The sequence below is a fragment of the Aeromicrobium panaciterrae genome (assembly GCF_039537165.1).
In the GTDB taxonomy this organism is placed as follows: Bacteria; Actinomycetota; Actinomycetes; order Propionibacteriales; family Nocardioidaceae; genus Aeromicrobium; species Aeromicrobium panaciterrae.
In genome coordinates this window covers 2,007,914-2,032,219 of the sequence record NZ_BAAAZZ010000002.1, presented here as the reverse complement: position 1 = coordinate 2,032,219, position 24,306 = coordinate 2,007,914, and the positions used below count along the sequence as shown (strand labels likewise).

At 67.1% G+C, this 24,306-nt stretch carries 20 protein-coding genes; 6 read left to right on the top strand and 14 right to left on the bottom strand.

Annotation, left to right across the window (positions count from 1 at the left end; translation table 11 throughout):
• Positions 1–51 precede the first annotated feature (51 nt).
• Positions 52–6,249 (bottom strand): RHS repeat-associated core domain-containing protein, encoded by a 6,198-nt coding sequence (locus ABD683_RS10780; protein WP_344769842.1) that lies wholly within the window; start codon positions 6,247–6,249, stop codon positions 52–54.
• A gap of 4 nt (positions 6,250–6,253) precedes the next feature.
• On the opposite strand from ABD683_RS10780, the gene ABD683_RS10775 reads away from it, so the two are divergent.
• Both ABD683_RS10775 and ABD683_RS10770 read left to right on the top strand, forming a co-directional pair.
• Positions 6,254–6,526 (top strand): hypothetical protein, encoded by a 273-nt coding sequence (locus tag ABD683_RS10775; protein WP_344769841.1) that lies wholly within the window; start codon positions 6,254–6,256, stop codon positions 6,524–6,526.
• A 206-nt stretch (positions 6,527–6,732) separates the two neighbouring features.
• Positions 6,733–6,864: a hypothetical protein gene (locus tag ABD683_RS10770; protein WP_344769840.1), complete on the top strand. Its 132-nt coding sequence runs from the start codon at positions 6,733–6,735 to the stop codon at positions 6,862–6,864.
• A 3-nt stretch (positions 6,865–6,867) separates the two neighbouring features.
• On the opposite strand, the gene ABD683_RS10765 is transcribed toward ABD683_RS10770, so the two are convergent.
• Positions 6,868–7,566 (bottom strand): demethylmenaquinone methyltransferase, encoded by a 699-nt coding sequence (locus ABD683_RS10765; protein WP_344769838.1) that lies wholly within the window; start codon positions 7,564–7,566, stop codon positions 6,868–6,870.
• A gap of 33 nt (positions 7,567–7,599) precedes the next feature.
• Here ABD683_RS10765 and ABD683_RS10760 point away from each other — a divergent pair, with 33 nt between their 5' ends.
• Entirely contained in the window at positions 7,600–8,856 is a 1,257-nt protein-coding gene (locus ABD683_RS10760; protein ID WP_344769836.1) for an isochorismate synthase, read from the top strand.
• A 320-nt stretch (positions 8,857–9,176) separates the two neighbouring features.
• Here ABD683_RS10760 and ABD683_RS10755 read toward each other — a convergent pair whose 3' ends face one another.
• The 8 genes from ABD683_RS10755 to ABD683_RS10720 all read right to left on the bottom strand — a co-directional run bounded on the left by ABD683_RS10755 (position 9,177) and on the right by ABD683_RS10720 (position 19,373).
• A complete protein-coding gene (locus tag ABD683_RS10755) occupies positions 9,177–9,605 on the bottom strand; it encodes a hypothetical protein (protein ID WP_344769835.1) in 429 nt (142 codons plus the stop codon).
• Between the two features lie 4 nt (positions 9,606–9,609).
• On the bottom strand, positions 9,610–10,392 hold the full coding sequence (locus ABD683_RS10750) for an SGNH/GDSL hydrolase family protein (RefSeq protein WP_344769834.1): 783 nt from the start codon (positions 10,390–10,392) through the stop codon (positions 9,610–9,612).
• 44 nt (positions 10,393–10,436) lie between these two features.
• On the bottom strand, positions 10,437–13,376 hold the full coding sequence (locus ABD683_RS10745; protein ID WP_344769832.1) for a helix-turn-helix transcriptional regulator: 2,940 nt from the start codon (positions 13,374–13,376) through the stop codon (positions 10,437–10,439).
• Positions 13,373–13,555 carry a hypothetical protein gene (locus ABD683_RS10740; protein ID WP_344769830.1) on the bottom strand — a complete coding sequence of 61 codons (183 nt, stop codon included), beginning with the start codon at positions 13,553–13,555 and terminating at the stop codon, positions 13,373–13,375. Before ABD683_RS10740 ends, ABD683_RS10745 begins: the two co-directional genes overlap by 4 nt.
• A gap of 171 nt (positions 13,556–13,726) precedes the next feature.
• Complete coding sequence (locus ABD683_RS10735; protein WP_344769828.1) at positions 13,727–15,235, bottom strand: aldehyde dehydrogenase family protein; 1,509 nt, start codon at positions 15,233–15,235, stop codon at positions 13,727–13,729.
• Positions 15,232–16,815, bottom strand: coding sequence for a GMC family oxidoreductase (locus ABD683_RS10730; RefSeq protein ID WP_344769826.1), 1,584 nt, complete (start codon positions 16,813–16,815; stop codon positions 15,232–15,234). Before ABD683_RS10730 ends, ABD683_RS10735 begins: the two co-directional genes overlap by 4 nt.
• A 72-nt stretch (positions 16,816–16,887) precedes the next feature.
• Positions 16,888–18,438, bottom strand: coding sequence for a 2-succinyl-5-enolpyruvyl-6-hydroxy-3-cyclohexene-1-carboxylate synthase (gene menD, locus ABD683_RS10725; RefSeq protein ID WP_344769825.1), 1,551 nt, complete (start codon positions 18,436–18,438; stop codon positions 16,888–16,890).
• The gene (locus ABD683_RS10720) at positions 18,435–19,373 is read right to left on the bottom strand and encodes an o-succinylbenzoate synthase (RefSeq protein WP_344769824.1); all 939 of its coding nucleotides are present in this window, start codon (positions 19,371–19,373) and stop codon (positions 18,435–18,437) included. Before ABD683_RS10720 ends, menD begins: the two co-directional genes overlap by 4 nt.
• A 37-nt stretch (positions 19,374–19,410) precedes the next feature.
• Between ABD683_RS10720 and ABD683_RS10715 the strand changes: the two genes are divergently transcribed.
• Positions 19,411–20,067 (top strand): SDR family oxidoreductase, encoded by a 657-nt coding sequence (locus ABD683_RS10715; protein WP_344769822.1) that lies wholly within the window; start codon positions 19,411–19,413, stop codon positions 20,065–20,067.
• Here ABD683_RS10715 and ABD683_RS10710 read toward each other — a convergent pair.
• Together ABD683_RS10710 and ABD683_RS10705 are read right to left on the bottom strand one after the other, a co-directional pair.
• On the bottom strand, positions 20,064–21,086 hold the full coding sequence (locus ABD683_RS10710) for an AMP-binding protein (RefSeq protein ID WP_344769820.1): 1,023 nt from the start codon (positions 21,084–21,086) through the stop codon (positions 20,064–20,066). The two genes, ABD683_RS10715 and ABD683_RS10710, sit on opposite strands and share 4 nt — an antisense overlap.
• The gene (locus ABD683_RS10705; protein ID WP_344769818.1) at positions 21,083–21,643 is read right to left on the bottom strand and encodes a hypothetical protein; all 561 of its coding nucleotides are present in this window, start codon (positions 21,641–21,643) and stop codon (positions 21,083–21,085) included. The genes ABD683_RS10710 and ABD683_RS10705 overlap by 4 nt, the downstream gene beginning before the upstream one ends.
• Before the next feature lie 94 nt (positions 21,644–21,737).
• Here ABD683_RS10705 and ABD683_RS10700 point away from each other — a divergent pair, with 94 nt between their 5' ends.
• Entirely contained in the window at positions 21,738–22,619 is an 882-nt protein-coding gene (locus ABD683_RS10700; RefSeq protein ID WP_344769817.1) for a 1,4-dihydroxy-2-naphthoate polyprenyltransferase, read from the top strand.
• Between the two features lie 6 nt (positions 22,620–22,625).
• Here the strand turns inward: ABD683_RS10700 and ABD683_RS10695 are convergent, their stop codons facing one another.
• Both ABD683_RS10695 and ABD683_RS10690 read right to left on the bottom strand, forming a co-directional pair.
• Positions 22,626–23,708 (bottom strand): PLP-dependent cysteine synthase family protein, encoded by a 1,083-nt coding sequence (locus ABD683_RS10695; protein ID WP_344769816.1) that lies wholly within the window; start codon positions 23,706–23,708, stop codon positions 22,626–22,628.
• Positions 23,689–23,955 (bottom strand): DUF4229 domain-containing protein, encoded by a 267-nt coding sequence (locus tag ABD683_RS10690; protein ID WP_344769814.1) that lies wholly within the window; start codon positions 23,953–23,955, stop codon positions 23,689–23,691. Before ABD683_RS10690 ends, ABD683_RS10695 begins: the two co-directional genes overlap by 20 nt.
• A gap of 69 nt (positions 23,956–24,024) precedes the next feature.
• On the opposite strand from ABD683_RS10690, the gene ABD683_RS10685 reads away from it, so the two are divergent.
• Positions 24,025–24,300 carry a PLD nuclease N-terminal domain-containing protein gene (locus ABD683_RS10685; protein WP_344769813.1) on the top strand — a complete coding sequence of 92 codons (276 nt, stop codon included), beginning with the start codon at positions 24,025–24,027 and terminating at the stop codon, positions 24,298–24,300.
• The last annotated feature ends 6 nt before the right edge of the window (positions 24,301–24,306 follow it).

Genomic DNA, 24,306 nt, shown 5'->3' with positions numbered 1-24,306 from the left:
CGACCAACCAAGTCATCGCGATCACAATGACAATTGTCATCATTGACATCCCTACCAGTTGCGCCCGGTAATCGAGCGAAACAGACCATACCCCTGACGCGCAAGCCGGAATGTCGAACGGCGAGGATGGCGGAGGAACGCGCGCTTCACGCTGCGGAAGTTGTAGCCCTTGAAAGTCTTACCGCCCTGACGGATCGCCTTGAATCGCGAACCTACGACATCCAACGCTGAGTTTCCCCAAAAGGCCTTCTTGCTCATCTTGCCTTTCCTGTACTTGCGATAGTTGGAATGAATGCTCACGCCAGCCGCGACAGCGCCCGCAACGGCACAGGCCCCAGCGGTCGCGAATACGCATGCCCCAAATGCGATTGAACCGGTGATTCCTACCCGGTGGCGCCAGGCCCACCGCCCGCCCTTCTTGACCTTTCTCCAGCCAGACTTCACTTTTTTGGTGAACCAATTTTCACCGTTGAGGTCGAATTTGTTGATGGGGTCGGTGGGGTAGGTGTAGGTGTTGTCGTTGCCGCCCTCGACCGGGTCCCTACTCAGGAAGCGACCGGTGGTTGGGTTATACAGTCTGGCCCCCATCAGCGTGAGTCCGCCGATGGCGGTGCTGTCGCGTTGTTTAGCGCCGAGCCACGCGTAGCGTCCGGAGGTTCCGGTTCCGGCGCGTTTGAGTCCGTATTCGGTGTACTCGGTCGCCGACTCGATGCCGGCAAAGTTGAGGTCGGTGACCATTGCGACGTCGCCGTGAAGGTTGGCGAATTGCAGCTTCACCGACCCGTCGGACGACTCGATCGCCGCCAGGTCTCCGCCCAGTCCTGAGACGTTGCGCGCCCACGCTGTCGCCCACGCGGTTGAGGCGTCGGGGCGGGTCTTGGTTTCAGTCCAAGCTGGGGCATCAGACGATCCGTCGTAGTGGTCTGTCGACTCGCTCAGCGACACTCCGCCGGTGAGGTTCTTGGTGACCGACAGCCGGCCCGAGGCGTCCAGCGTGTAGTCCTGAGCCTTGATCACACCCGAGACGGTCTGTGACATGGTCGCGACCATATCGTCGGCGTGATAGCCGATCGTCACATTCCCGCCCCCCACCGTGGTGGTGTTGGAAGCGGGCAGCGTGGTGGTGCGACCCAGAGCGTCATACACATACCCGCCCGTGGTCAGACGGTCAGCGCCGTCGAAACTGCTCGTGACTGTTGATGCCGCGGTGGTCGTCTGGCACACACCACCAGCACCTGGCGCATACGTCGCCAGGCTCTCGCGGTTGGAGTCGCCACTGAACCCATACGACCTTGTAGTGCACTGACCAAACAGGTTGTCCTTGGCCTTCACCAACCGATCCCGGTCGTCGTACTCATACGTCTGGGTCGACCACACCGACGCCAGGGTCCGGGCGCGACCGTCAGCGTCGTGCGTCTGCACCTCAGCGGTGATCCCGATGCCGTCGCGGTAGTAGATCTGCGACTTCTCGCTACCCTCGATGTCAAACGTGCTGAGGGTTTTCCATCCCCCGGGAGAGTTCTGTTCAACGAGGTTCCCGGCCGCGTCGTAGGCGCCCGTGAACGCCGAATCGTTGTCCCCGCCCAGACCCACATCCATAGCGGTCACCAGACCACGGCGTTCGGTCTTGCCCGCCGCATCGGTCCCGTTGTAGGTGTAGGTGGTGGTGCCCTTGCCGTCATTCGCGGTGGCGACACGGCCCGCTGAATCGTAGGTCGTCGTGGCCGTGTTGCCCGTCCCGTCGGTCTGCGTCAACGCACGCCCCCACGAGTCATACGTCGTTGTCTGCGTCTGCGTACCGTTGGTCACTGAGGTGACCGCACCCGTCGTCGGCGAGTACGTCGTCGTGGTCGCTGCCACTGCCCGATCTGCAGTCGCAAGTCCGGTTGTTGCCGTCGATGATGTCACCGTTCGTCCCGCTGCGTCGACACTGGTGATGTCGGTTCGGGTGGCGGCGCCGGCCTTTTCCTCGACCTTGGTCGGGGCCAGCATCGTCGAGTAGCCGATGGTGGTGGTCGAGGGAATGTCGCCGCCACTGCCGGGCTGCGTGGCTGGGCCGTGCCAGCACACCTCGCCAGCCCACTGCGGTTTGCTGTCGCACTCGGCGCGAGAGGCAGACGTGTCAGCCGTGTAGTAGACGGTGTTCATCCACCGGGTCTGCTCGCCGGTTGCCACACCTTGGGGTGTACGGGTCTGGATCGATTTGCCTTCGGTGTCGAAGCGGCTGATCGTGGTCGACCAACCGCCACCGTCCTGGGTCAGCACACGGGTGGGCGTCTTCAACAGCCACCCGTCCCCGTCACCTGCGACCACTGGGTTGTATTGGTAACGGGTCGCGCGAATGTCGAACGCTGAGCCCGCTGCACCCGGTGACGCTTTGTCGGTCACCGACGTGCGTTCCTCCACGGCCAGCCCGAAACCTTCGGGTGGGACGTCGGTGGTGGGGCGGCCCGGCATCAGTCCGGCGGCCGCCTCATCGTCGTAGTCGGTCTCGGTCATGGTGCGACCCACCACGGTAGAGCCATCGTTCAGGACAATCGACCTCGTGGGGTCAAACGTCCGCTCAACCCTGGTGCCTGTCGCGTTGTAGACCGTCCAGGTGGCGTACTTGTCGGCCGCACCGGCGCTGAGCTCGATGTTGTTGCCACCTTCGGCCAGTGCCTGGCGGCGACCTTCCGCCGACAACGACCAGATCGTGTTGCCTGTCGTGTCGTACTTGTCGGTGTCGATCTGCCACGCACCGGCACCGTAGGAGGCGGTGTTGGTGGTGCGGCCTGTGCGGGTGAAGTACGACAGATCCGCGTACTCGAACTCACCGGCCGTTGGGGTGTCGTCTGGTGCCTGGTCGGGCCCGAACACAGCTGTGCCGCCCACCGGTGCGTCGTCAGGTCCTTGACCCCAAGCCTTGGTGGCATCCGATGACATGTCCGGCAAACCATCGCCGGTGCCAGCCAGAGCGAGCCCATACTGGATCGTCCACGTGGCGTCACCGCTACCAACCGCTGCGTCCTGTTCGCGCTTGATCCGCTTGATCTTCCCGTCGCTGTCGAATTCGAACCGCCACGGCTTGACGCCTGGGTCGGTGATCTTGGTGACCTTGGTCTTGCCGTTGACTTGTGCGTACTCATACTCAGTCTTCAGGGACGAACCATCGGGGTTGTCCATGCGTGGGTCCCATGCGGCAGTCAACTCGCCGCTGCCGTTGTAGGAGTATTTGGCGACACTTATGGTGTCCATACCGGCTGAGCCCGTGTCACCGGCTGCCGTCTTGGGGTTCCAGATGTGGAGCTTGACTTCGGTCAGTCTCTTCGCGGAGCCGGAACCTGTGTAGATGAGGTTGAGGGCGCGACACCCTGTCGTCCAGGTTGTCTTGTTGCAGGTCACCGCGACTCCGGTGGGCGTAGGCGCGAAGATCCAGGCGACGTCCCCGTCGCTGTCGTAGTCGAATGTGGTCGTGGCGTTCGCCTCCGGTCCGACAACCTTTTCGATTCTCCAAGCACCGGTGCTATTGCGCAGGAAGCTCGTCTTGGTGCCATCCCACTCGTTCAGGGTCAGTCGGTGGGTATAGGTGACACCGCTCACCACTGGACACGGTTTCGTAACGCTGCACGCGTCCAAGGTCAGGGTGTCTTCCTCAAGGGCAGTCTCGCCGACGCCAAGATAGGTGCCTGCCTTCTGCGCGCCCTTGGTCTTCGATGCGTGTTGGTAGACGTACGACTCGCCTTCGGGGTTGAACAGCTGGATCGTGCCGTCGGTTGCGGTGCGATCTATGACCGTGAACCCGGCGACTCCCGAGTCAGGACCTGACAGATCCGCGATCCATCCCGGCCCAAATACACCTGCTTGCCCGCTCGCATCGGAGGCCAGGGACAGGTGTGAACGGCCAATCGACAGCGCTTCGCCGTAGCCGGGCACGTTGACATCGGACTCAGAGAGCTGGAACTCACCGGTGAACAACGCTGCCTGACCGGGACCGAACTCCTGGGTCGGGAACGAACCGCCGAAGGCATGCGAGACCACCTGCACCCGCTTGAGCGGTGAGATCTTCGTGGTCGGGCCGGCGTAGTTGAACACCACACGCACTTCTACGAGCGCAGGCGCGTTGATACCAGTCTCGGCCCGCGGGTCCCACTTCAATGCCGGCGTCTTGGACGTGTCGGTGCCGCTAACACTTCCGTCCCACACACTGTTGTCAGAGACCTTCTTGACGTTCGTCGCGTCCGCCCACCCAGTGGTGAGGTCACCGTCTGTGTCGGGCGCGAACCGCCACTGCACCTTTGCGCTAGTCGCGCTGCCGGGTCCAACCGCCTCCACAGGGAACGTGGACGTGGAACGGTCACCATCAACGGGGGCGTTCAACACCGCACCACCGGTGCCAAAAGCGAACGGTTTCCACGCCGACACCGCACCGGCACGGGTGAGAGCGCGGGCGTCGATCTGGGTGTAGCCGTTGGCCTCGACATCAACAGCAGGACCGGTGGCCGTGCCGCCGGTGAGGTTCAGCGCGGTCTTCTGGGTGCCGTTGACCTTCCAGTCGATGTCAACGCCCTCAGCGGCGGTGAACGTGCACGTCGTCGTCGTCGCCGGCAGCGTGGTGTACCACTGGCCGCTGGTGTAGTCGGTACAGGCGATGTTCGGGACTGACGGCGTGCTGGTGTCGACCACGAACTCCTGCCACTGCGACCAACCGCCCACCTCACCCAGGGAATCAGTGGCCTTCGTCCGCGCGAAATAAGTGCTGCCATTCGTCAGGGCCGTCGTCGAAGCGCACGTCGCTGGGGTGCCTGCTGCCACCAAGTCAGTGGTGCACTCAGCCGTCACCGTGCCGCTGCTCGTCGACGTACGAACCTCCGTGGTGTACTTCACCGTCGACGCCTCAGGATCCGTCGCCGAACTCAACCACAGCGGTTTCGTCGATGCCACGTACAGCTTGCCGTCCCACGTACGTGACGGCATCGACGTGTCCACCGACGGTGTCATCGCCACCGCAGGCGGACCGTTATACGTCACATGGAGCACCGGCGTGGTGCCGGCCGTCTTGCAGACGTCATCAGCAGCATCCGGGTTGCGTGAACAGAACCGCCGCTCATACGTGGCATCACCAACCGACGCGGCCGGGACGGTCAACAGCATGCCGTTGCTCGCATAGCCACCATCGGACGGTCCCTTGGACCAGGCGGTGGCCATCTTGGAGATGTCCACCGCGACGTAACCGTTTGTGCCCGCCTCGCCCGGACACCCGTTGCGGCCCTTGTTCTGGGACAGCGTCCCCTCATCACCCGTACCAGCCAAGGTGGCCGGGGCATTCGAGTACACAGTGGTGTTCTCGTTGAAAGTCGCGTCCAACGGGAACATGTAGACCGACCGTGGCTCACACGACCCGGACTCATACTGAAACAGCGACATCCTCGCCTTCACGATCGTCTTGTCAGCGATAGCGGTCAACGGCGCCGACGGCCACCGAAGGAGCGTCCGTGCCGCGTTGGTGTTGGCGTCGCCGCTGATCTTGCCCAGCAACAACCGATACGACCACCCCTGAACAGCTGTCGTGCCAGAACGCACCCACGTGTCACTCAACGCCGAGATCGCCGACAGGTCAGGGTCGATCGTGACCGGGTACGTCGTCGACGGATCCGACAAGAAGCCATCCTCGACCGTCAGGTTCAGGTCATGGGTCGCTACGTCACCGTTGGTTGACACATCCTCGAGCTCTGCCGTCACCGGGACGATGTTCTCCGGGTCTCCGCCGTGGTCGAGGTCGGCATCCCACGCCATCAGCGACGTCGTCGCACCCACCTGCTTGCCGTGCTGGTCGGTGATCTTCAAACCACCCGACGCGACCTGATCGATATTGAGGTCGTCGGCGCGCAACCCAAGAGTGAACACCGGATCATCCGCCGCCGGCTCGGAGTTGAGACGAATACGCGTCGCCAGACCACTACCTGTGACCGACACGATCAGATCGGTCGCGTCAGAAATCTTGTACGTCGCGACACCACCCTCAATCGTGGGCTCAGGCAGCTTCACCGGCCACGACACCGCCAACGACGACCCATCATCAAGCGTCAGGCGTGCAGCCTCGGTCGACCCGCCATCACCCACGAGCACATCCTGGGCTGCAGCGACAGGGGCATATCCCTCGTCGGTGGGCTCGAGGTCGTAGTTGACGTCCTCCCATACCCCTTCCTCGTCCTCAACCCGGACAGCCGTGCCGTACGCCTCATCACTGAGAGACCCATCGGGGTTCACAAAGGTGCGCAGCGTCTCAGTTCGCTTCGACAAATCCTCCACAGGCTTCTTCAACAACCGAGCCGACAATGCCGCCGACACAGTGTCCGGACGATCCAGATCCCCATCACCATCGGAATCACCACCAGTCGGCGCGGGCTCTGCCTGCTCGACCGGCGAAGTCTCCTCAGCCATCGCATCAGCCGGCAACAACGTCACCGTCAACACCGCAGCAATGAACGACGCCACCAGCGCGAACAACCATTTCGGCGCGCAAACGCCCGCCCGAGAAACGTAGAACCGCATGCACGACTCCCTCACCAAACCCCGGCCCCACGCCGCGTGTGTAGCAAAGACAATGGCAGAACCAGAAGGACCTCACGGTGTAAACGAAAGTTTGTCTTCTGACCAACTCCCCGCGGCCGTTGGCTACGTGAGAGTCCCCGGTCGCGCGTGAGCCCTGCTGAAGGTAGTTTCTTGGCCAAAGGGATGGGGGTTCACATCATGACCAAGCCGCACAGCCATCGAGGCGAGCCGCTCGACGAGGAGCACGAGGCAGAGCGCGAGCCGCACAAGCCAGCGCATGCCGCGACAGAGTCCAGCCAGGTCCAGGAGCCCGAAGAACAGCCCGCCTAGCCGCTAGGACGCGGGTTTGATCGAGTGATGCAGGGCGACGATCCCGCCTGTCAGGTTGTGCCAGTCGACCTTGCCCCAACCCGCCTCGACCATCCGCAGGGCGAGTCCCTTCTGGTCCGGCCAGGCTCGTATCGACTCGGCGAGATAGACGTATGACTCCGGGTTGGACGAGACCTTGCGGGCAACTGCCGGCAGCGCACGCATGAGGTAGTTGGAGTAGACCGCGTCGAACGGCGCCCACGTCGGCGTGCTGAACTCGCACACCACGATGCGTCCGCCTGGCTTGGTGACCCGGAGCATCTCGCGGAGTCCTTCGACCGGATCGTGGATGTTGCGCAACCCGAACGAGATCGTGACGGCGTCGAAGACGTTGTCGCCGAAGGGCAGCTTCATCCCGTCGCCGGCCGCGAACGGCAGGGCAGGGCGAGCCTTCTTGCCGACCTCGAGCATGCCGATCGAGAAGTCGCACGGCACGACGGTCGCACCGGCATCGGCGAACGGCTGGCTCGACGTGCCGGTACCGGCGGCGAGGTCGAGGATCAGCTCACCGGGTCGCGGCGCCACGAGGTCGACGACCCGTTTGCGCCAACGGCGATCCTGTCCCATGGAGAGGACGTCGTTGGTGATGTCGTACTTCTCGGCGACGCCGTCGAACATCCGGGCGACGTCGTGGGGCTCTTTGTCCAGACCGGCTCGACTCACCTGTCCACCTTGCCACGGGTAGGCTCATTGGTTGTGAGCAACCCTGCACTCGACGCAGCGGCCGTACCCCTGGTGGTGCGGTCTTCGCGTCTCGACGATCCAGGTGACCTGCTCGCACTCCTACCTCCCGACGACGCGCTCGCGTGGGTGCACGGCGGAGACGGCATCGTCGGCTGGGGCCGCGCCGCGGAGTTCCGTACGTCCGGTGCCGAACGCTTCTCCGAGGCGTCCGAGTGGTGGCGCGAGCTGGCCGCCCACGCCGTCGTACGCGATGACGTCGACGTTCCCGGCAGCGGACTCGTGACGTTCGGCTCCTTCACGTTCAGCGACGACGCCGACGGCAGCATCCTGGTCGTGCCCGAGGTCGTCATCGGCCGTCGTGACGGCGTCGCCTGGATCACCGTGATCGGCCACGGCATCGGATCGGTCCCGGACCTCGAGGCGTCCCCCGCATCACTGCCGGCCGAGGGCACCACGTTCGCCGACGGCCCGGTCGACAGCGTCACCTGGCAGGGGCTCGTGGCCCAGGCGGTCAGCCGCATCGCCGCCGGCGAGCTCGACAAGGTGGTGCTGGCGCGTGACCTCGTCGCCACGCTCGCGGAGCCCCTCGACGTACGCGCTCCGCTCACCAAGCTGGCCGGCGACTACCCGAGCTGCTGGACGTTCCACGTCGACGGCTTCTTCGGCTCAACGCCGGAGATGCTCGTACGCCTCGAGCGCGGGCTGGTGACCTCCCGCGTGCTGGCCGGCACGATCCGCCGCACGGGCGATGACGGCCACGACATGGCGCTGGCTGGCTCGCTCGCGCGGTCCAGCAAGGACCTCGAGGAGCACGAGTACGCCGTGCGCTCCGTCGCCGACGCGCTGGCGCCGCACTGCACCAGCATGAACGTGCCCGAGGCACCGTTCGTCCTGCACCTGCCCAACGTCATGCACCTCGCCACGGATGTCACCGGCGTCATCAAGGACGAGGCCAGCGCGCTGACCCTGGCGGCATCGCTGCACCCGTCAGCAGCAGTCGGAGGCACGCCGACGCCAGAAGCGGTCGCCCTGATCGCCGAGCTCGAACAGCTCGACCGGGGCCGCTACGCCGGACCGGTCGGGTGGATCGGCGCCTCGGGCGACGGCGAGTGGGGCATCGGGCTGCGCTCGGCTCAGGTCGAGGCCGACGGATCGCAGGTGCGGCTGTTCGCCGGCTGTGGCATCGTCGCCGACTCCGTCCCCGCCGACGAGCTGGCCGAGTCCAACGCCAAGCTGATCCCCGTACGCGACGCCCTGACGCCGCGCTGATCTCCACAGGCTGGTGTGGCGACTGACGGGACCGTCGGCGGTGTTCTGTAGTCTGGAAGCGGACGATTTCTGTCGGCCTTTTTGCCTGTTATTTCAGTGAATTATTTCGCCACCGGATCATCCACGCACAAAATGGGGGGTCCCCCCGCAAAGGGAGCGCATAGCGGCGGGGGATGGGAAGTCTGGTTCGCCGCCGACGGCCACCCCGAGTACGTCCCACCACCAACGATCGACCCGCAACGCAAACCCCTGCGCAACAACCGATACCGAACCTCACGCCGCATGACCCTGGGAGGCCAGCTGCTGGTTGGCCTTGCCCGTCAGCGCCAGAGCTTGGCTTCGAGGTCGCGGCCGACGATGCGAGCAGCGAGGAGGCGGTGCAGTCCGTCGAGGTGCCACAGTCCGTCGCCGTCGCCGACCTCCGCAACACGTGCCGGCTTGATCGACTCCCCCGCGTTGAGCTCGGTGAGGTAGTAGTTGACCTTCGCGACCCCGACGAACTCCTGCGGCGTCATCACCACGGTGTGCGGCGTGAGGACGATCGTCTCGCCCGTCGACTTCGGGCTGTGGTCGTCCTTGAGCTTGAGGTTGCCGGAGTAGACGACAGCGAGCCACAGCAGGCGGCGGGTGTTGACGACTTTGTCGCCCCCAGTCATGCGGATGAACGCGTCGAGGCGCTCCATCGAGTCGTCATCAAGGTCCGTCGGCGGCGGTGCAAGCCTGGGCCCCACCTTGGGCAGACGGATCATGTCACTAGCTGCCGAGTGCCGTTGTCGGGTCGAGGCGTACGAGCTCGGGCCAGCGCGGGTCGAGGTTGTCGCCTGAGGACTGGCCGGTGAGCCGGCGCTTGACCCACGGACCGGCGCTGGCGCGGAGCCAGTGTGCGTGGCCCGTCGTCTGCTGCGCCAGCGACAGTCGCTCGCGCTCGCCGAGCTCGAGCGGCTCGAGACCGTGCTCGATGCCGAGGGCGTTGAGCACCTCGATCGCCATGAGCTGGTGTCCGGCGCTCGACATGTGCATGCGGTCGGTGTCCCACAGCCGCGGGTCGCGGTAGGCACTCATGCGCCAGAAGTCGACCAGTGTGGCGTCGTGGGTGTCGGCGACGTGACGTACGAGCTCGTTGTAGATCGCGAACCGACCGCGAAGAGCCGCGAAGACCGGGACCCGGCCCGGATCGTAGGCCGTGAACAGCACGACGTGCGCCCCGGCTTCGACGAGCCGGCCGATCGCCTCGTCGTAGGCCTCCACCAACATGTCGAGGTCGATGCGCGGGCGGAGCACGTCGTTGGCTCCGGCATAGATGCTGACGAGGTCGGGCTTCATCGCCAGGGCAGGCTCGAGCTGTTCGTCGAGGATCGGCAGCAGCTTGCGGCCGCGGATCGCGAGGTTGGAATAGGTGAAGCTGTCGTCACGGGCGGCGAGGACCTCGGCCATCCGGTCGGCCCAGCCGCGGACGCCGTTGGGAAGCGTCTCGTCGACGTCGCCCACACCTTCGGTGAAGGAGTCCCCGAGGGCGACATAGCGGTGAAATTGCACCAGATCATTCTACCGGTGCGGTCGGGCAACCGACGACTCGTCGCCTAGTCGAGGAGGCCTCGGCGGCGGGCAATGGCTGCGGCCTCGGTGCGACCCGAGGCATTGAGCTTGGCGAGGATGTTGGAGACGTGCACCGACACCGTCTTGGTGCTGATGAACAGCAGCGCGGCGATCTCGCCGTTGCTGCGTCCGGCGCTGACGTGCGTGAGTACCTCGCGCTCGCGCGGAGTCAGCTCGTCGTCGGGTCGAGACGCGCGACCGCCCGACTCGTCGATCTCGGCGAGCAGCGGCTTGGCACCGAGTCGCTGGGCAATCTCGCGGGCCGACGCTCGGGCGTTGCGGGCCTCGTCGTCCTGTCCCGCAGCACGGAGGACCGCGGCGAGGCGTACGGCCGAGCGTGCCTGCTCGAACGGCTGGCCGACTGCCACGAAACCCTCGACGGACTCGCGCCAGAGCTTGAGCAGCTCGTCCTCGGGCGGCGAGTCGATGCCGGTGAGCCAGCGGAGCCTGGCGAGCTCGGCGGACACGCGGGCGTACCAGGCCAGGCCCTCGGGACCCATCATCGGATAGGCCGCCATGGTCTCGGCCGTCTCGGCCTCGAGCTCGGTCGCGCGACGTACGAGCGCGGGGTGCTCGGACTTGGCGAGGCGCGGGACAGCATTGGCGAACTGGCCGACGATCAGTCCCGTGAAGCGCAGGCGGGCCGGGAACAGCCGGCCGTCCCACTCGCGGTCGAGCGTCTCGACGACGTCGTCGTGCACCTTGAGTGCCGACGTGAGGTCGCCGGAGTCACCGTGCAGGTCGATCAGGGAGGACGCACTGTGCACCGTCATCGCGACGTCCTGCTCCCAGTAGTCGCGAAGTCGCTGCTCGTGGGCGATCGCGGCGAACTCACCACGACCTGCGGCGACCTGGAGCGCGCCTGCGGACAGGATCGCCTCGGCCAGCGGTGGAGCATCGGGACCGACGCTCCAGAGCTCGACCGCGTCGTCCCAACGGCCCCGTACGTAGCAGATGATGGCGGCGAACGCCCGGCCGTCGAAGCCGTAGGGGGCCCACGGTCGACCCGTCTTCTCGGCTCGCGCCATCGCGGCACGGAACGCCTGCTCGGCGTCGTCGAGCTCGCCGGCGTTGTAGAGGACGAACGCGAGGTTGTGCAGGCCACGCAGCTCTCCGGCGATGTTGCCGTCGGCGCGGGAGGCAGCCACCAGATCGTTGTAGCGCTGGCGGGCCTTGTCGAGATTGGCGCCGCCGGTACGTGCGACGAGACGGGTCAGCGTCGTCGTGACATCGGCGATGACGTGCGCGGCACCGAGCTCCTCGGCCAGCGTCGCAGCGAACTCGCCACGCTCCATGGCCTCCTCGTCCTTGCGCTGGTCGGAGGCGATGCGGGCACCCAGGGCCTCGGCCTCGGCGCGCAGCACGGTGCGCTCGTCGCCGACCAGCTCGAGCGCCTCGGAGCTGGTGGCCTGAGCCTCGGGATCGAGCCCGGCATAGAACGCGGTGTTGCCGATCGCGAGAAGGAGGCGCACGCGGTCTTCGGTCGGCGCATCAGCGCGGAGCTGGTCGAGGTGGTCGCGCAGCAGTGCGAGGGAGCGATAGAGGTGACCCGCGGTGAGCACGGCGTCGGCTGCAGCCACGACGAGTCCGACGATGTCGGTGCCCTCGGGTGCCGCGTCGACGATCTCGAGGGCGTTCTCGTAGTGGTGTGCGCTCTCGTCGTAGCCCGCCACGCGTACGGCGTCCTCGGCGGCCTCGACGTTGGCGGTGAAGGCGCGCGTCAGATCGCCGGCCGCCGCGGCATGCATCGCGATCTCGGCCGCAGGCCCCTTGGCACCGTCGGCGGTCAGCGCGCTGATGTAGGCGAGGTTGATGCGCCGGCGTTCGCTGGGCAGCAGGTCGTCGTGGACGGCCTCGGCGAGCAATGCATGGCGGAACCCGTAGGACTCGCCCGCGACCTGTGACAGCACCTTGTGGTCGATGGCAGACCTCAGCGCCTCATCCAGCTGCGCGGGGGGCAGCCCGACCACGGCGGCGAGGACCTGGTCGGTGACGCGACCACCCGAGCACGACGCGGCACGTACGACGAGGCGGGCATCGTCGTCGAGTCGGTCGAGCCTGACGAGGAGGAGGTCGGCAAGTGTCTCGGGAAGCGCGGCCTGGAGGTTGGCGAGACCGGCATCGAGGAGCTCCTCGGCATAGAACGCGTTGCCGGAGGCGCGGCGTACGACCGCCTTGACCCCTTCGTCGGCGAGGTCGCCGGCGCCGCGAGCCGTGATGAGCGTGCGTACGTCGGCATCGGGCAGCGGGCTCAGCTCGATGCGGCGCACGCCCGGCAGGCGCACCCACTCGGCGACCGCCTGGCGCAACGGGTGGCGACGGTGCAGGTCGTCGGCGCGATAGCTCACGACGACGTGCACGGACTGGCTGAACGTGTGGGCCAGGACATAACGGATCAGGTGGCGGGTCGAGCCGTCGGCCCAGTGGACGTCCTCGACAACCAACAGGATCGGGCGCTCGGTCGCCAGCTGGTCGAGGCCGGCAACGACGGACGAGAACAGCTCGGTGCGGTCGACCTCGTTGGACTCGTCGACGGCCTTCCACGGCAGGAGAGGAGCCAGCGCGGGGAATCTCGCGGCAAGCTCGTCGCGTTCGTCGTCGTCGAGCACGCCGAACGCCTCGACGAACGGCTGGAACGGCAGGTGGCTGTCGCCGAGGTCGAGGCAGTGGCCGACGAGCACGCGATGCCCAGCGGCGTCGGCGCGGTCGACCAGCTCACGGAGCAGTCGGGTCTTGCCGATGCCGGCGTCACCACCGAGCAGTACGGCGTCACGACTGCGGCTGTCGCTGATGCCCGCCGCGACGAGCAGCTGCTGGAGCTCGGCGGCTCGCCCGACCAGCGGGGTCACGGGACTCCGGTCGGCGGCCATGCCACCCATGATGCCGGACTTGACCGACTCTTTGTGGGCCGTGCCAGCGGTCACGAGACCCTGACCCGAGATCCCAGCCACAGGTCGTGCAGCGCACCGAGGAGTCGAATCCTCGGCACGTCGCTGCGGCACGGGGTGCACTGGGTCTCGGACGGCGCGGGATGGCGCTTGGCGGACACCTCCAGGCGGCGCTGGAGGTCAGCTCGTACGAATGCTTCCGGATTGAGGATCATGACTTGATCCTCGCCGTCTGAGGTAGTCGCCCACATCGGACGAATGCCCTATTTCACGCACGGCGTGCCTTAGGTGAGTTGGGTGCTCAGCTCACCGCGCTTCGCAGGCCCGCGCCTTCGGCGCGTGACGCTTTCGCTAGCGCGCTGAAGTGTTCGCTCGCAGAGCTCGCTCTACTTCAGCGTCTTCTTGCCGCCGTGCATCACGGTGATGAGCTTGGCGACGTTGCCGTCGGTCTTGGCGTCACGGGCGAACGACGTCAGCATCATCAGCGGCTTCATGCGCTGCCGGGTGATGGCCTTGGCGTACGTGAACTCCTTGAGACCGTCGGGACCGTGGATGCGGCCGAAGCCCGACTCCCCCACCCCGCCGAACGGCAGGGCGGGAACGCCGGCGAACGCGACGACGGAGTTGACCGACGTCATGCCCGAGCGGACGCGGCGAGCGATGTCGACGCCGTTCTTCTTGGCGAACACGGCGCCCGCGAGACCGTACTTGGTCGCATTGGTCAGCTCGATTGCCTCGTCCATGCTCTTGACCGGGTTGATCGCCAGCGTCGGCCCGAAGGTCTCCTCGGTGATCTCGGTGGAGTTCTCGGGGACGTTGGTGAGGATCGTGGGTTGCACGAAGCGCTCGCCGACGGCGTCGGCCCCACCGGTCACCACAGTGGCACCCTTGGCGATGGCGTCGTCGATGTGGCTCTTGATGATGCCGATCTGCGACGGCATCGTGATCGGGCCGATCTTCTCACCGGCCCCGGCCTTGAGGTCCTTGGCCTGGTTGGTGATCTCGGCGACGAACGAGTCGAAGACCTTCTCGTGCACATAGACCCGCTCGGTGCCGATGCACGTCTGTCCGGCATTGGACATGCCGCCCCAGAGAGCAGCCTCCGCTGCCTTCTCGATGTCGGCGTCCTGGTCGACGATCATCGAGTCCTTGCCACCGGCCTCGATGATGACCGGTGTCAGGTTGGTCGCGCAGGCGGCCATGACCTTCTTGCCCGTGGCACCGGATCCGGTGAACGCGAGCTTGTCGACGGCGGCGGTGCAGAGCGCGTTGCCGGTCTCGCCGAGCCCCGTCACGACCTGGAGCACCGGACGACCGCCGACGACCTCGGTGAACGTGTCGGCGAGCCACTGGCCGACACCGGGGGTGTATTCGCTCGGCTTGAAGACGACGGTGTTGCCCGCGGCCAGTGCGTACGCGATCGAGCCGCAGGGCGTGAAGACGGGGTAGTTCCACGGGCCGATGACGCCGACGACTCCGAGCGGCTTGTACTCGACGGTCGAGGCCTGGTTGGCCATCAGCAGACCGGACTTGACCTTCTGCGGACCAAGGATCTTCTTGGCGTGCTTGGCAGCCCACGCGATGTGGTCGATCGCCATGATGATCTCGAGCTGGGCGTCGCCGTGCGGCTTGCCGGTCTCGAGGTGTGACACCTGGGCGAGCTGGGCGATGCGGCGGGTGATGACGCTGCGCCAGGTCAGGAGGAAGTCCTCGCGCTCGGCGAACGACAGTGCGCCCCACCAGGCTGCCGCTTCGCGGGAGCGGGCGACGGCAGCGTCGACGTCGGCCTTGCTGGCGATGGGATACGTACCGACGACGTCACCGTTGGCCGGGTTGAGCGAGTCGAACGTCGGGGCGGACGCGGTTGCGGTGGGGTTGTCCAGCGTTGCGGTCATCGTGACTCCTTGATGAGGTCGGCAGCCTTTTCGCCGACCATGATGGCGGGTGCGTTGGTGTTGCCGCGGGGTACGCGCGGCATGACGGAGGCGTCGGCGACCCGGAGGCCCTCGACACCGTGGACCAAGAGATCGGGGCCGACGACGCTGCCCTCGATCGTGCCCATCGCGCAGGTGGCGACGGGGTGGTAGAGCGTCTGGCAGAGCTGGCCGATCGCGGCGACGATCTCGTCGGTGCTCGGGTCCATCGAGGCGGGGATCCACGGCTCGTCGACCAGCTTGGCGAGCGGGCCCTGGCTGATGATGTCCTTGACCGTCCGGTAGCCGGCGATCATGGCGTCGAGATCGGCACCGTCGTCGAAGTAGCCGGCATCGATCTCGGGGTGCCACGTCGGATCGGCCGACCGCAGCTTGATCGAGCCCTTGCTCTCGACGCGTACGAGGGTCGACGCGATCGTGAGGCCGCGGCGGGTCGGCTCGTGCAGACCGTTGTCGTAGAAGCCGGACGGCGCGACGTGGAACTGCATGTCGGGCGCGGCCATGTCGTCGCGGGTCTTGAAGAAGCCACCCGCCTCGCCGACGTTGGAGGTCAACGGTCCCCGGCCGGCCTTCTGTGCCTTGAGGACGTTGCCGAGCGAGAGGTACTCCGCCAGGTCGGTGGTGTTCTTGGTGTAGAACAGCGCTCCCGAGACGGGATGGTCCTGGAGGTTCTGCCCGACGCCAGGTGAGTCGACCACGACGTCGATGCCGTGCTCTCGCAGGTGCGCCCCGGGGCCGATGCCCGAGAGCATCAGCAGCTGCGGGCTGGCAATCGCGCCGGCCGACAGGATGATCTCGGCGTCGGCGCGTACGGTCTGCGTCACGCCGCCACGTCGATAAGTGACACCGGTGGCGCGCGTACCTTCGAGCTCGATCCTGGTGACGAATGCCTCCGTCAGCACCGTGAAGTTGGGGCGGTTGCGGTTGGGGTGGATGTAGGCGTCGGCGACCGACCAGCGCCGGCCCTTCTTGCAGGTCACCTGGTAGAGGCCGGCACCCTCCTGCTCGGCGCCGTTGAAGTCGTCGTTGCGCTTGAAGCCCGCCGCGACGGCCGACTCGACGAACGCGTTGCTCAGCTCGTGGGAGTAGCGGCGGTCCTCGACGTGCAGCGGGCCGTCAGTGCCGTGGAACGGATCCCCCAGCCGAGTGTTGCCCTCGGCCTTCTTGAAGTAGGGCAGCACGTCGCCTGCGCCCCAGCCGGTCGCGCCATAGGCATCGCGCCACTCGTCGTAGTCGGCGTGGTTGCCCCGGATGTAGATCATGGCGTTCATCGACGAGCAGCCGCCGAGCGCCTTCATGCGCGGCCAGTCGGCGCGGCGGCCGGCGAGCTGCTTCTGCGGCGTCGTCTTGTAGCCCCAGTCCCACTTGGTCTTGAACAGCGTCGGGAATCCCGCCGGCAGGTGGATCATGTCGTCGTCGTCCTCGGGACCTGCCTCGAGCAGGAGGACGGAGACACTCGGGTCCTCGGTCAGTCGCGCTGCGACGACGCCGCCAGCACTTCCGGATCCGATGACGATGTAGTCGAATGTCTCGTCGGGCACGTGTCACCTCTCGCCGTGGCGCGTGATGCGCCTCACAAACCTACTGCCGGCATGACCATGACACAACAGGTGTCAGAGTCGAACGGCAGCACGTACGGCGGCGTCGATCCGGGTCGCGAGGTCCTGGCGACCGAGGCGGTCGACGGGCACCTCCAGCACGCGGATACCGCTGGCCGGCTCGTCGAGTGCTGCAGCGACCTCGGCGATGGACACGGTGCGGTGCGGGACGCCATATCCCCTGCAAAGGGAGCCGATGTCTGCTCCCGTCGGCGTTGCGTAGACCCGCTCGAACGCGTCGGCGTACTCCGGTGCACCCTGCTCGAGCGTCGAGAAGATGCTGCCGCCGTCGTCGGACGCCACGACAATCGTCAGGTCGGGGCGCGGCTCGTCGGGTCCGATCAGCAGGCCGTTGCTGCCGTGCAGGAACGTCAGGTCGCCGACGTACGCGATGGCGCGGCTCGACTCCCTGGCCAGTGCTGCTCCGATCGCGGTCGAGAGCGTGCCGTCGATGCCGGCCAGCCCGCGGTTGCCGATGATGAGTCGTCGCTCGCCTACCGGGTAAGGCCGGGCGACCAGGTCGAGGTCGCGGATCGGGTTGGAGGAGCCGACGAAGAGCAGCCCCTCCGCCGGCACGGCTTGGTTGATCGTTCGGGCGAGGTCGTACGGGGTGGTCCCGTCGAGCACCCCATCGATGGCAGCCGTCGCTGCCCTGTCCGCCTCGAGCCACGAGCTCAGCCACGCCGGATCATCCGGATCGGCGACCACATCACTCACGAAAGTGACGTTCTTCCCCGCGGGGACTGGGAACGTCGACTGGTCGCCGACGTGGACGATCTCGATGTCGGTACGGCTGAGCAGCTGCGTGACCGGACGGGAAAGCGTCGTGTGGCCGAAGCTGACGACCCGTTCGATCTGCTCGGCGAGCGGCGAGTGCCCCAGCAACAGCCGGTAGGCGATGAGTGCGTTGTCACCGTTGCGCGCGCCGGAGGTTGGCTCGGCGAGGAGCGGAAAGCCGGCAGCTTCGGCAAGGATCCGCGCGGGCTGTCGCGCGTCATCGCCCGCGACCACCACGGTTCGGAGGGCTTCGTCGAACGACTCGACGAGAGTCTGACCGTTGATCCTCTCGATCGGCGCAGGGTCGAATGAGAAGTCCCACTCGGTCGGCTCGATCAGGGGCTCATCGAGCTCGAGGTTGAGGTGCGCCGGCCCGTCGATGCCAACCGGCTCGGAGACAGTGGGCACACCGGGGAAGATCTCGCGCTGCTCGGTGGTCTGGTTGGCTCCCGTGCCGCGAAGGCGACCGGGGCGATCCGCGGTGATCGCCAACACCGGGACATTCGCGTGAAGAGCCTCGAGCATTGCCGGGTGGAGGTTCGCGACGGCGGTGCCCGATGTCGTGATGACGGGCACCAGGCGGCGCGATGCATTGGCAAGACCCAACGCTAGAAAGGCCGCCTCGCGCTCGTCGACGCGTACGTGTAGGCGGATGAGGCCCTGCTGATCTGCGGCGTGAAGGCCCAGTGCGAGAGGACCCGAGCGGGAACCGGGAGCGAGCACCGCGTCTGTCACGCCATGCGCGATCAGGTCACGGATCAGGCTCTGCACGGTCGAGGTCGAGCTCATGCGAGGACCGCCTGGACGTCGGCGAGGCGCTGCTGCCAGAACGCGTCGGTCGCTTCATCGGCCGCCGCCGACTCGAACGCATCCGCGGCGAGGCGACCGACGGGGAGGAAGCCGTCCACCGGCACCAGCGGCGACGCGACGACATCGCCGTCGAGCAGCGAGGTCGTTGCGAGGCCGCAGGCGTACGGCAGCTCAGGCAAGGCAGCGGCGAGGGCGAGACCCGCGGCGAGGCCGATCGACGTCTCTACCGCGCTGGACACGACGACCGGCAGGCCGATCTGCTCGGCGATCCGGAGACACGCGTGGACCCCGCCCAGAGGTGCGACCTTGAGGACTGCGATGTCGGCGGCTTCGAGCTCGACGACCCGCATGGGGTCGGCCGCCCGACGGATCGACTCGTCGGCGGCGATCGGCACGCCGACCTTCCGGCGTACGGCAGCCAGGTCTTCGACCGACGCGCAGGGTTGTTCGACGTATTCGAGACCGTGTGAGGCGATGTTGAGAGCAGCGATTGCGCTCACTGCCGCGTCGACGGACCAGCCGCCATTGGCATCGACGCGCACATTGCCGCGAGGACCGAGCGCGTCGCGTACGGCCTCGACGCGGTCGATGTCGTCGGCGATCGTCTGGCCCTTCTCGGCGACCTTGACCTTGGCGGTGCTGCAGCCGCTCGCTCGTACGATCCGCGCCGCCTCATCAGGTCCGACGGCGGGGACGGTGCAGTTGACGGCGATGCGATCACGTACGGGCTGCGGCCACTCGTGCTCGGCGGAGTCGATCGCGGCGGCGAGCCAGGGCACCGACTCGGCAGCGTCGTAGTCGAGGAACGGGCTGAACTCCGCCCATCCCGCCGGGCCCTCGACGACCATGCCCTCGCGCCGGGTGATGCCGCGAAACGGCGTCGGCATCGCGATCGAGTAGGTCCGGAACTGCACGTCAGGCAACTTACCGGCACCGACCTACGGTGGAGGCATGAGTCGAATCGCGATCGTCGGAGGCCACGGCAAGATTGCCCGCCTCCTCATCCCCCAGTTGGTCGACGCCGGACACCAGCCAGTGGCGCTGGTCCGCAACCCTGACTACCGCGAGGAGCTGGAGAATCTCGGCGCCGAGGTCGGCATCCTCGACATCGAACAGGACACCGTCGATGTCTTCGCCGCGGCGTTCGCGGGCGCCGACGCCGTGGTGTTCGCCGCCGGCGGTGGTGCCGACGGCAACATCGAGCGCAAGAAGACCGTCGATCTCGGCGGCTCGGTCAAGTCCATCGCGGCAGCAACGAGCGCCGGGGTTCGGAGGTTCGTGCAGATCTCGGCGATCGCCGTCGACAATCCCGTCGCCGATGGCGCCGACGACACCTGGGTCGCGTACGTCAACGCCAAGCGCGACGCCGACATCGCCCTGCGCGACAGCACGCTCGACTGGACCATCGTGCGACCCGGAGGTCTCACCGACGACGACCCAACGGGGCAGATCGAGCTGGCCGAGTCAGTCGAACGCGGCAAGATCCCCCGTGCCGACGTCGCCGCCCTGATCGTCACGGCACTCGACAATCCGTCGACGATCGGCAAGCAGTGGGAGGTCGTCGGCGGCTCGACACCGATCGATGACGCCATCTCTGCTCTGGTCTAGTCCCGTCCCATGAGGGCTTTCCGGTCGATCTTGCCGCCCGGCAGCAGCGGCAACTCATCGACGAGCACGACCTCACGGGGCGCCCACGTACGCGGGAGGCCCATCGCCTCGACGGCGTCGCGCACCTCGTCGAGCCGCAGACCATCGAGGCAGACAGCATCGGCGGGTACGAGGTAGGCGACGACGCGGGCGCCCCACTCGTCGTCGGGTACGCCGACCGCGATCGCATCGCCCACCCCTTCGTGGCGACGCAATGCCTCGGTGACCGCCGGCAGCGCGATGTTGACGCCGCCACTGATGATGACGTCGTGGCTGCGTCCCGTGATGCGCAGCCGGCCGTCCTCGATCTCGCCGAGGTCGCTGGTGGCGAACCACCCGTCGACGATCCCGGTCGGCATCTCGGGATCGCCATACCCGTCGAACAGCATCGGTCCCGCCAGGTGCACCTGCTGGTCGGCGTCGACGCGCATCCTCACACCGTCGAGCGGCGACCCGTCGTACACGCAGCCACCGCAGGTCTCGCTCATCCCGTACGTGCGCACGATCGCGACGCCGGCGTCCCGTGCCCGGGCCAGCAGGTCACCGGGTGTCGCAGCACCACCGATCAGCACGGCATCGAACCCAGCCAGGACCGAGAGGTCGTCGGCGAGGCGGTGCAGCTGCGTCGGCACCAACGAGGCATAGCGACGCTCCCCTGCCATCGCCGCGATGGCAGCCGGCAGGTCGGCGTGCTCGTCGGCGAACACCGGCTCGATGCCGGCGACGATCGAGCGGACCAGCACCTGGAGGCCGCCCACACCGCTTGCCGGAATCGCCGACAGCCACTGTGCGGGACCGCCCAGGCGGTCGAGCGCGGCCCGCGCCGACGCCATGACTGCCGCGTGCGAGAGGACGACGTCCTTGGCGTCGCCGGTGCTGCCCGACGTACGAACGACGATCGGCTCGCCTCCGTCACGCACCCAGGGCTCCAGCTCGGCAAGCACCTCGCGGGCGGACCCGATGACGGGACGGAGGCTCACAGCGCCTCGTCCGGCTCGAGCGGTCCGGCGACCTTGCGCTTGAAGTAGATCCACGGGAACCACATCGTGCCGATGCGCTCCCACCCGGCGGAGTCGAGGTCACGGGCGCGGCGGCTGCCGACGACGGCGCGGCGATGCTCCCAGCGCGACGAGGACTTCTCGATGTCGTGGAACCCCGGCCCGTACGCGATGGAGTGCCAGCCCCTGGCGCCCCATTCGTTGAGCTGCTCGATCTCGTTGGCGGCGATCAGCCCGATGATGCGGCGCTGCTCCGGGGAGTCCTCGTGGTCGGCGGACTTGATGCCGAACCGCTGCTGCGCCGCCTGCTTGCTCATGCCCAGCGCGGTGCCGATCGCCTCCCAGCTCCAGCCTGCCGAACGCGCAGCGGAGACGGCGGAGAGGTTGATCGCGCGGGTCTCGGCGTGGGCGCGGCTGGTCAGCACGATCAGGTCGAGGTGCGCCTGCGGGTCGGTCTCGAGCCGGCGGGCGATCGTCGGGTCGATCTTGGCAATCGCCTGTGCCAGCAGGTCTGCGAGCTCTCGCGATTCTGTGGCCATGCCGTCAACGGTAGGTTGACGCTCCAAACGCGTCAACTCGACATTGACGGCCTCGCCCGGCCGGGAAACGTTCCGGGTGGCAGACTTGTCGCTCGTGACCAACCCGACCCGCTCTCAGCTCTGGATCGCGGGCGCGCGCCCCCGCACCCTCCCCGCCGCCATCGCACCCGTCGTCGCCGGTACGGGCGTCGCTGCGTTCTACGACTCGGTCGTCTGGTGGAAGGCGCTGCTGGCCCTGGGCGTCTCGCTTGCCCTGCAGATCGGCGTCAACTACGCCAATGACTACTCCGACGGCATCAAGGGCACCGATGACAACCGCGTCGGCCCGCTGCGGCTCGTCGGCTCCGGCCTCGTGCCGGCCAAGCAGGTCAAGTCTGCCGCGCTGGCCTTCCTCGCGCTCGGTGGCGTGCTCGGCTTCGCCCTCGCAGCGACGAGCTCGTGGTGGATGCTGCTCGTCGGCGCCGCCGCGATCCTGGCGGCATGGACCTACACCGGCGGGCCCTCGCCGTACGGCTATCGCGCGCTCGGCGAGGTCAGCGTCTTCGTGTTCTTCGGGCTCGTCGCGGTGCTCGGCACGGCGTACGTACAGATCGAGGACCTCACCTGGCTCGCGGTCGCGGTCGCGATCGGCGTCGGCGCCCTGGCCTGCGCGATCCTCGTCGCCAACAACCTGCGTGACATCCCGACCGACGCCGAGTCGGGCAAGCGGACCCTCGCGGTGCTCCTCGGTGACACGAACACCCGCCGGTTCTACGTGCTCCTGCTGCTGGTCGCGCTGGGCTGTCTCGTCTGGGCATCGGCGTTCACGGCGTGGGCGCTGCTCGGCCTGGTGTTCGTCCCACTCGCCGTCCGCGCCCGACAGGTCGTGGCGTCGGGCGCCGGCGGGATGGCGCTGATCCCTGTCCTGCGCGACACCGGCCTCGCCGAGCTCGTGTATGCCGCCGGCCTCGCGCTCGGGCTCGCCCTCGGCGCCTAGGGTGCCCTAGACCCTCGGCAGGACGCCGGTCTTGTCGAACTCGGCGAGGGCGTCGGCGTACGGGGCGATGTCGAGCCCCTTGGACTCGAGCCACGACTCGTCGAAGTACGTGTGTGCGTAACGCTCGCCGCCGTCGCACAGCAACGTGACGACGCTGCCCTCCTCGCCCGCCTCACGCATCTGGCAGATCAGCTGCAGCGACGCCCAGACGTTGGTCCCGGTGGAGCCGCCAACCGGCCGGCCCAGGATGTCGGAGACCCAGCGCATCGCGGCGATCGAGGCGGCATCGGGGACCTGCACCATGTCGTCGATGACACCGCCGACGAACGACTTCTCGACGCGCATGCGGCCGATGCCCTCGATGCGTGACGGCGTGTCGGTGGTGACGTCGGAGCTGTCGGTCTGCCAGCCGCCGTAGAACGCGGAGTTCTCGGGATCTGCGACGGCGATCTTGGTCTTGAAGCGGCGGTAGCGCACGAAGCGGCCGATCGTCGCGGAGGTGCCACCGGTACCCGCACCCACCACGACCCAGCTCGGGCACGGGTGCGGCTCGGCCTGCATCTGCTCGAAGATCGACTCGGCGATGTTGTTGTTGCCGCGCCAGTCCGTCGCCCGCTCGGCGTACGTGAACTGGTCCATGTAGTGGCCGTTGCACTCCGACTCGAGGCGTCGGGCCTCGTCGTAGATCATCGCGGGGTCGTCGACCAGATGGCAGGTGCCGCCATAGAACTCGATCAGGGCGATCTTCTCGGGGCTGGTCGTCGCCGGCATGACCGCGACGAACGGGAGGCCGACCAGCCGGGCGAAGAACGCCTCACTGACCGCGGTGGACCCGCTGGACGCCTCGATGACTGTGGACTTGGGACCGATCCAGCCGTTGCACAGCGCGTACAGGAACAACGAACGCGCCAGCCGGTGCTTGAGGCTGCCGGTCGGGTGGACCGACTCGTCCTTGAGGTAGAGGTCGATCCCCGGCACCGGGATCGGCAGCGGGTGCAGGTGCGTGTCGGCGCTGCGGTTGGCGTCAGCGTCCACGCGGCGGATCGCCTCGGCGATCCACGCCCGATCCTCAGTCGATGTCTTCGGCACGACGCGACTCCTCGAGGCGTTCGGTCATCCGCTCGGCGCGCTGCTGGACGTTGAGCGCGAGCTTGTTGCGGAGGTCGGCCAGCAGGAAGATCGACGCGACCGACGACAGGATCAACGCGACGAGGAGCACCAGCAGGGTGAGGTTGGTGCTCGACTCGAAGAAGATCGACGCGATCAGCCAGACCACGCCGAACGTCACCGCGAAGACTGCGAATCGTGCGGCGGTGTATGTCAGGAATGGCTTCATGTGCGCAGCCTAATCGCTGCAGGGACGACGTGACCCGTCGGTTGCGGCCTGCCCGGTACGGTTGCAGGCATGGGCAAGTTCGTCATCATCGTCTTCGCCATCATCTTGCTGGTGTTTGCGATCTTCGACCTGATCGCGACGCCCAAGGACCGCGTGAAGGTCTTGCCCAAGCCCTTGTGGTTCGTGATCCTGCTGGCGCCGCTGGTCGGCCCGGCCCTGTGGCTTGCCTTCGGGCGCACCAAGCCCGCGGCGCCGCCCAAGCCGAGCGGCGGCTGGGCTCCCCCGCACCGCCCACCCGGTCCCAAGGGTCCCGACGACGACCCCGACTACCTCCACGGCCTCTAGTCTGGC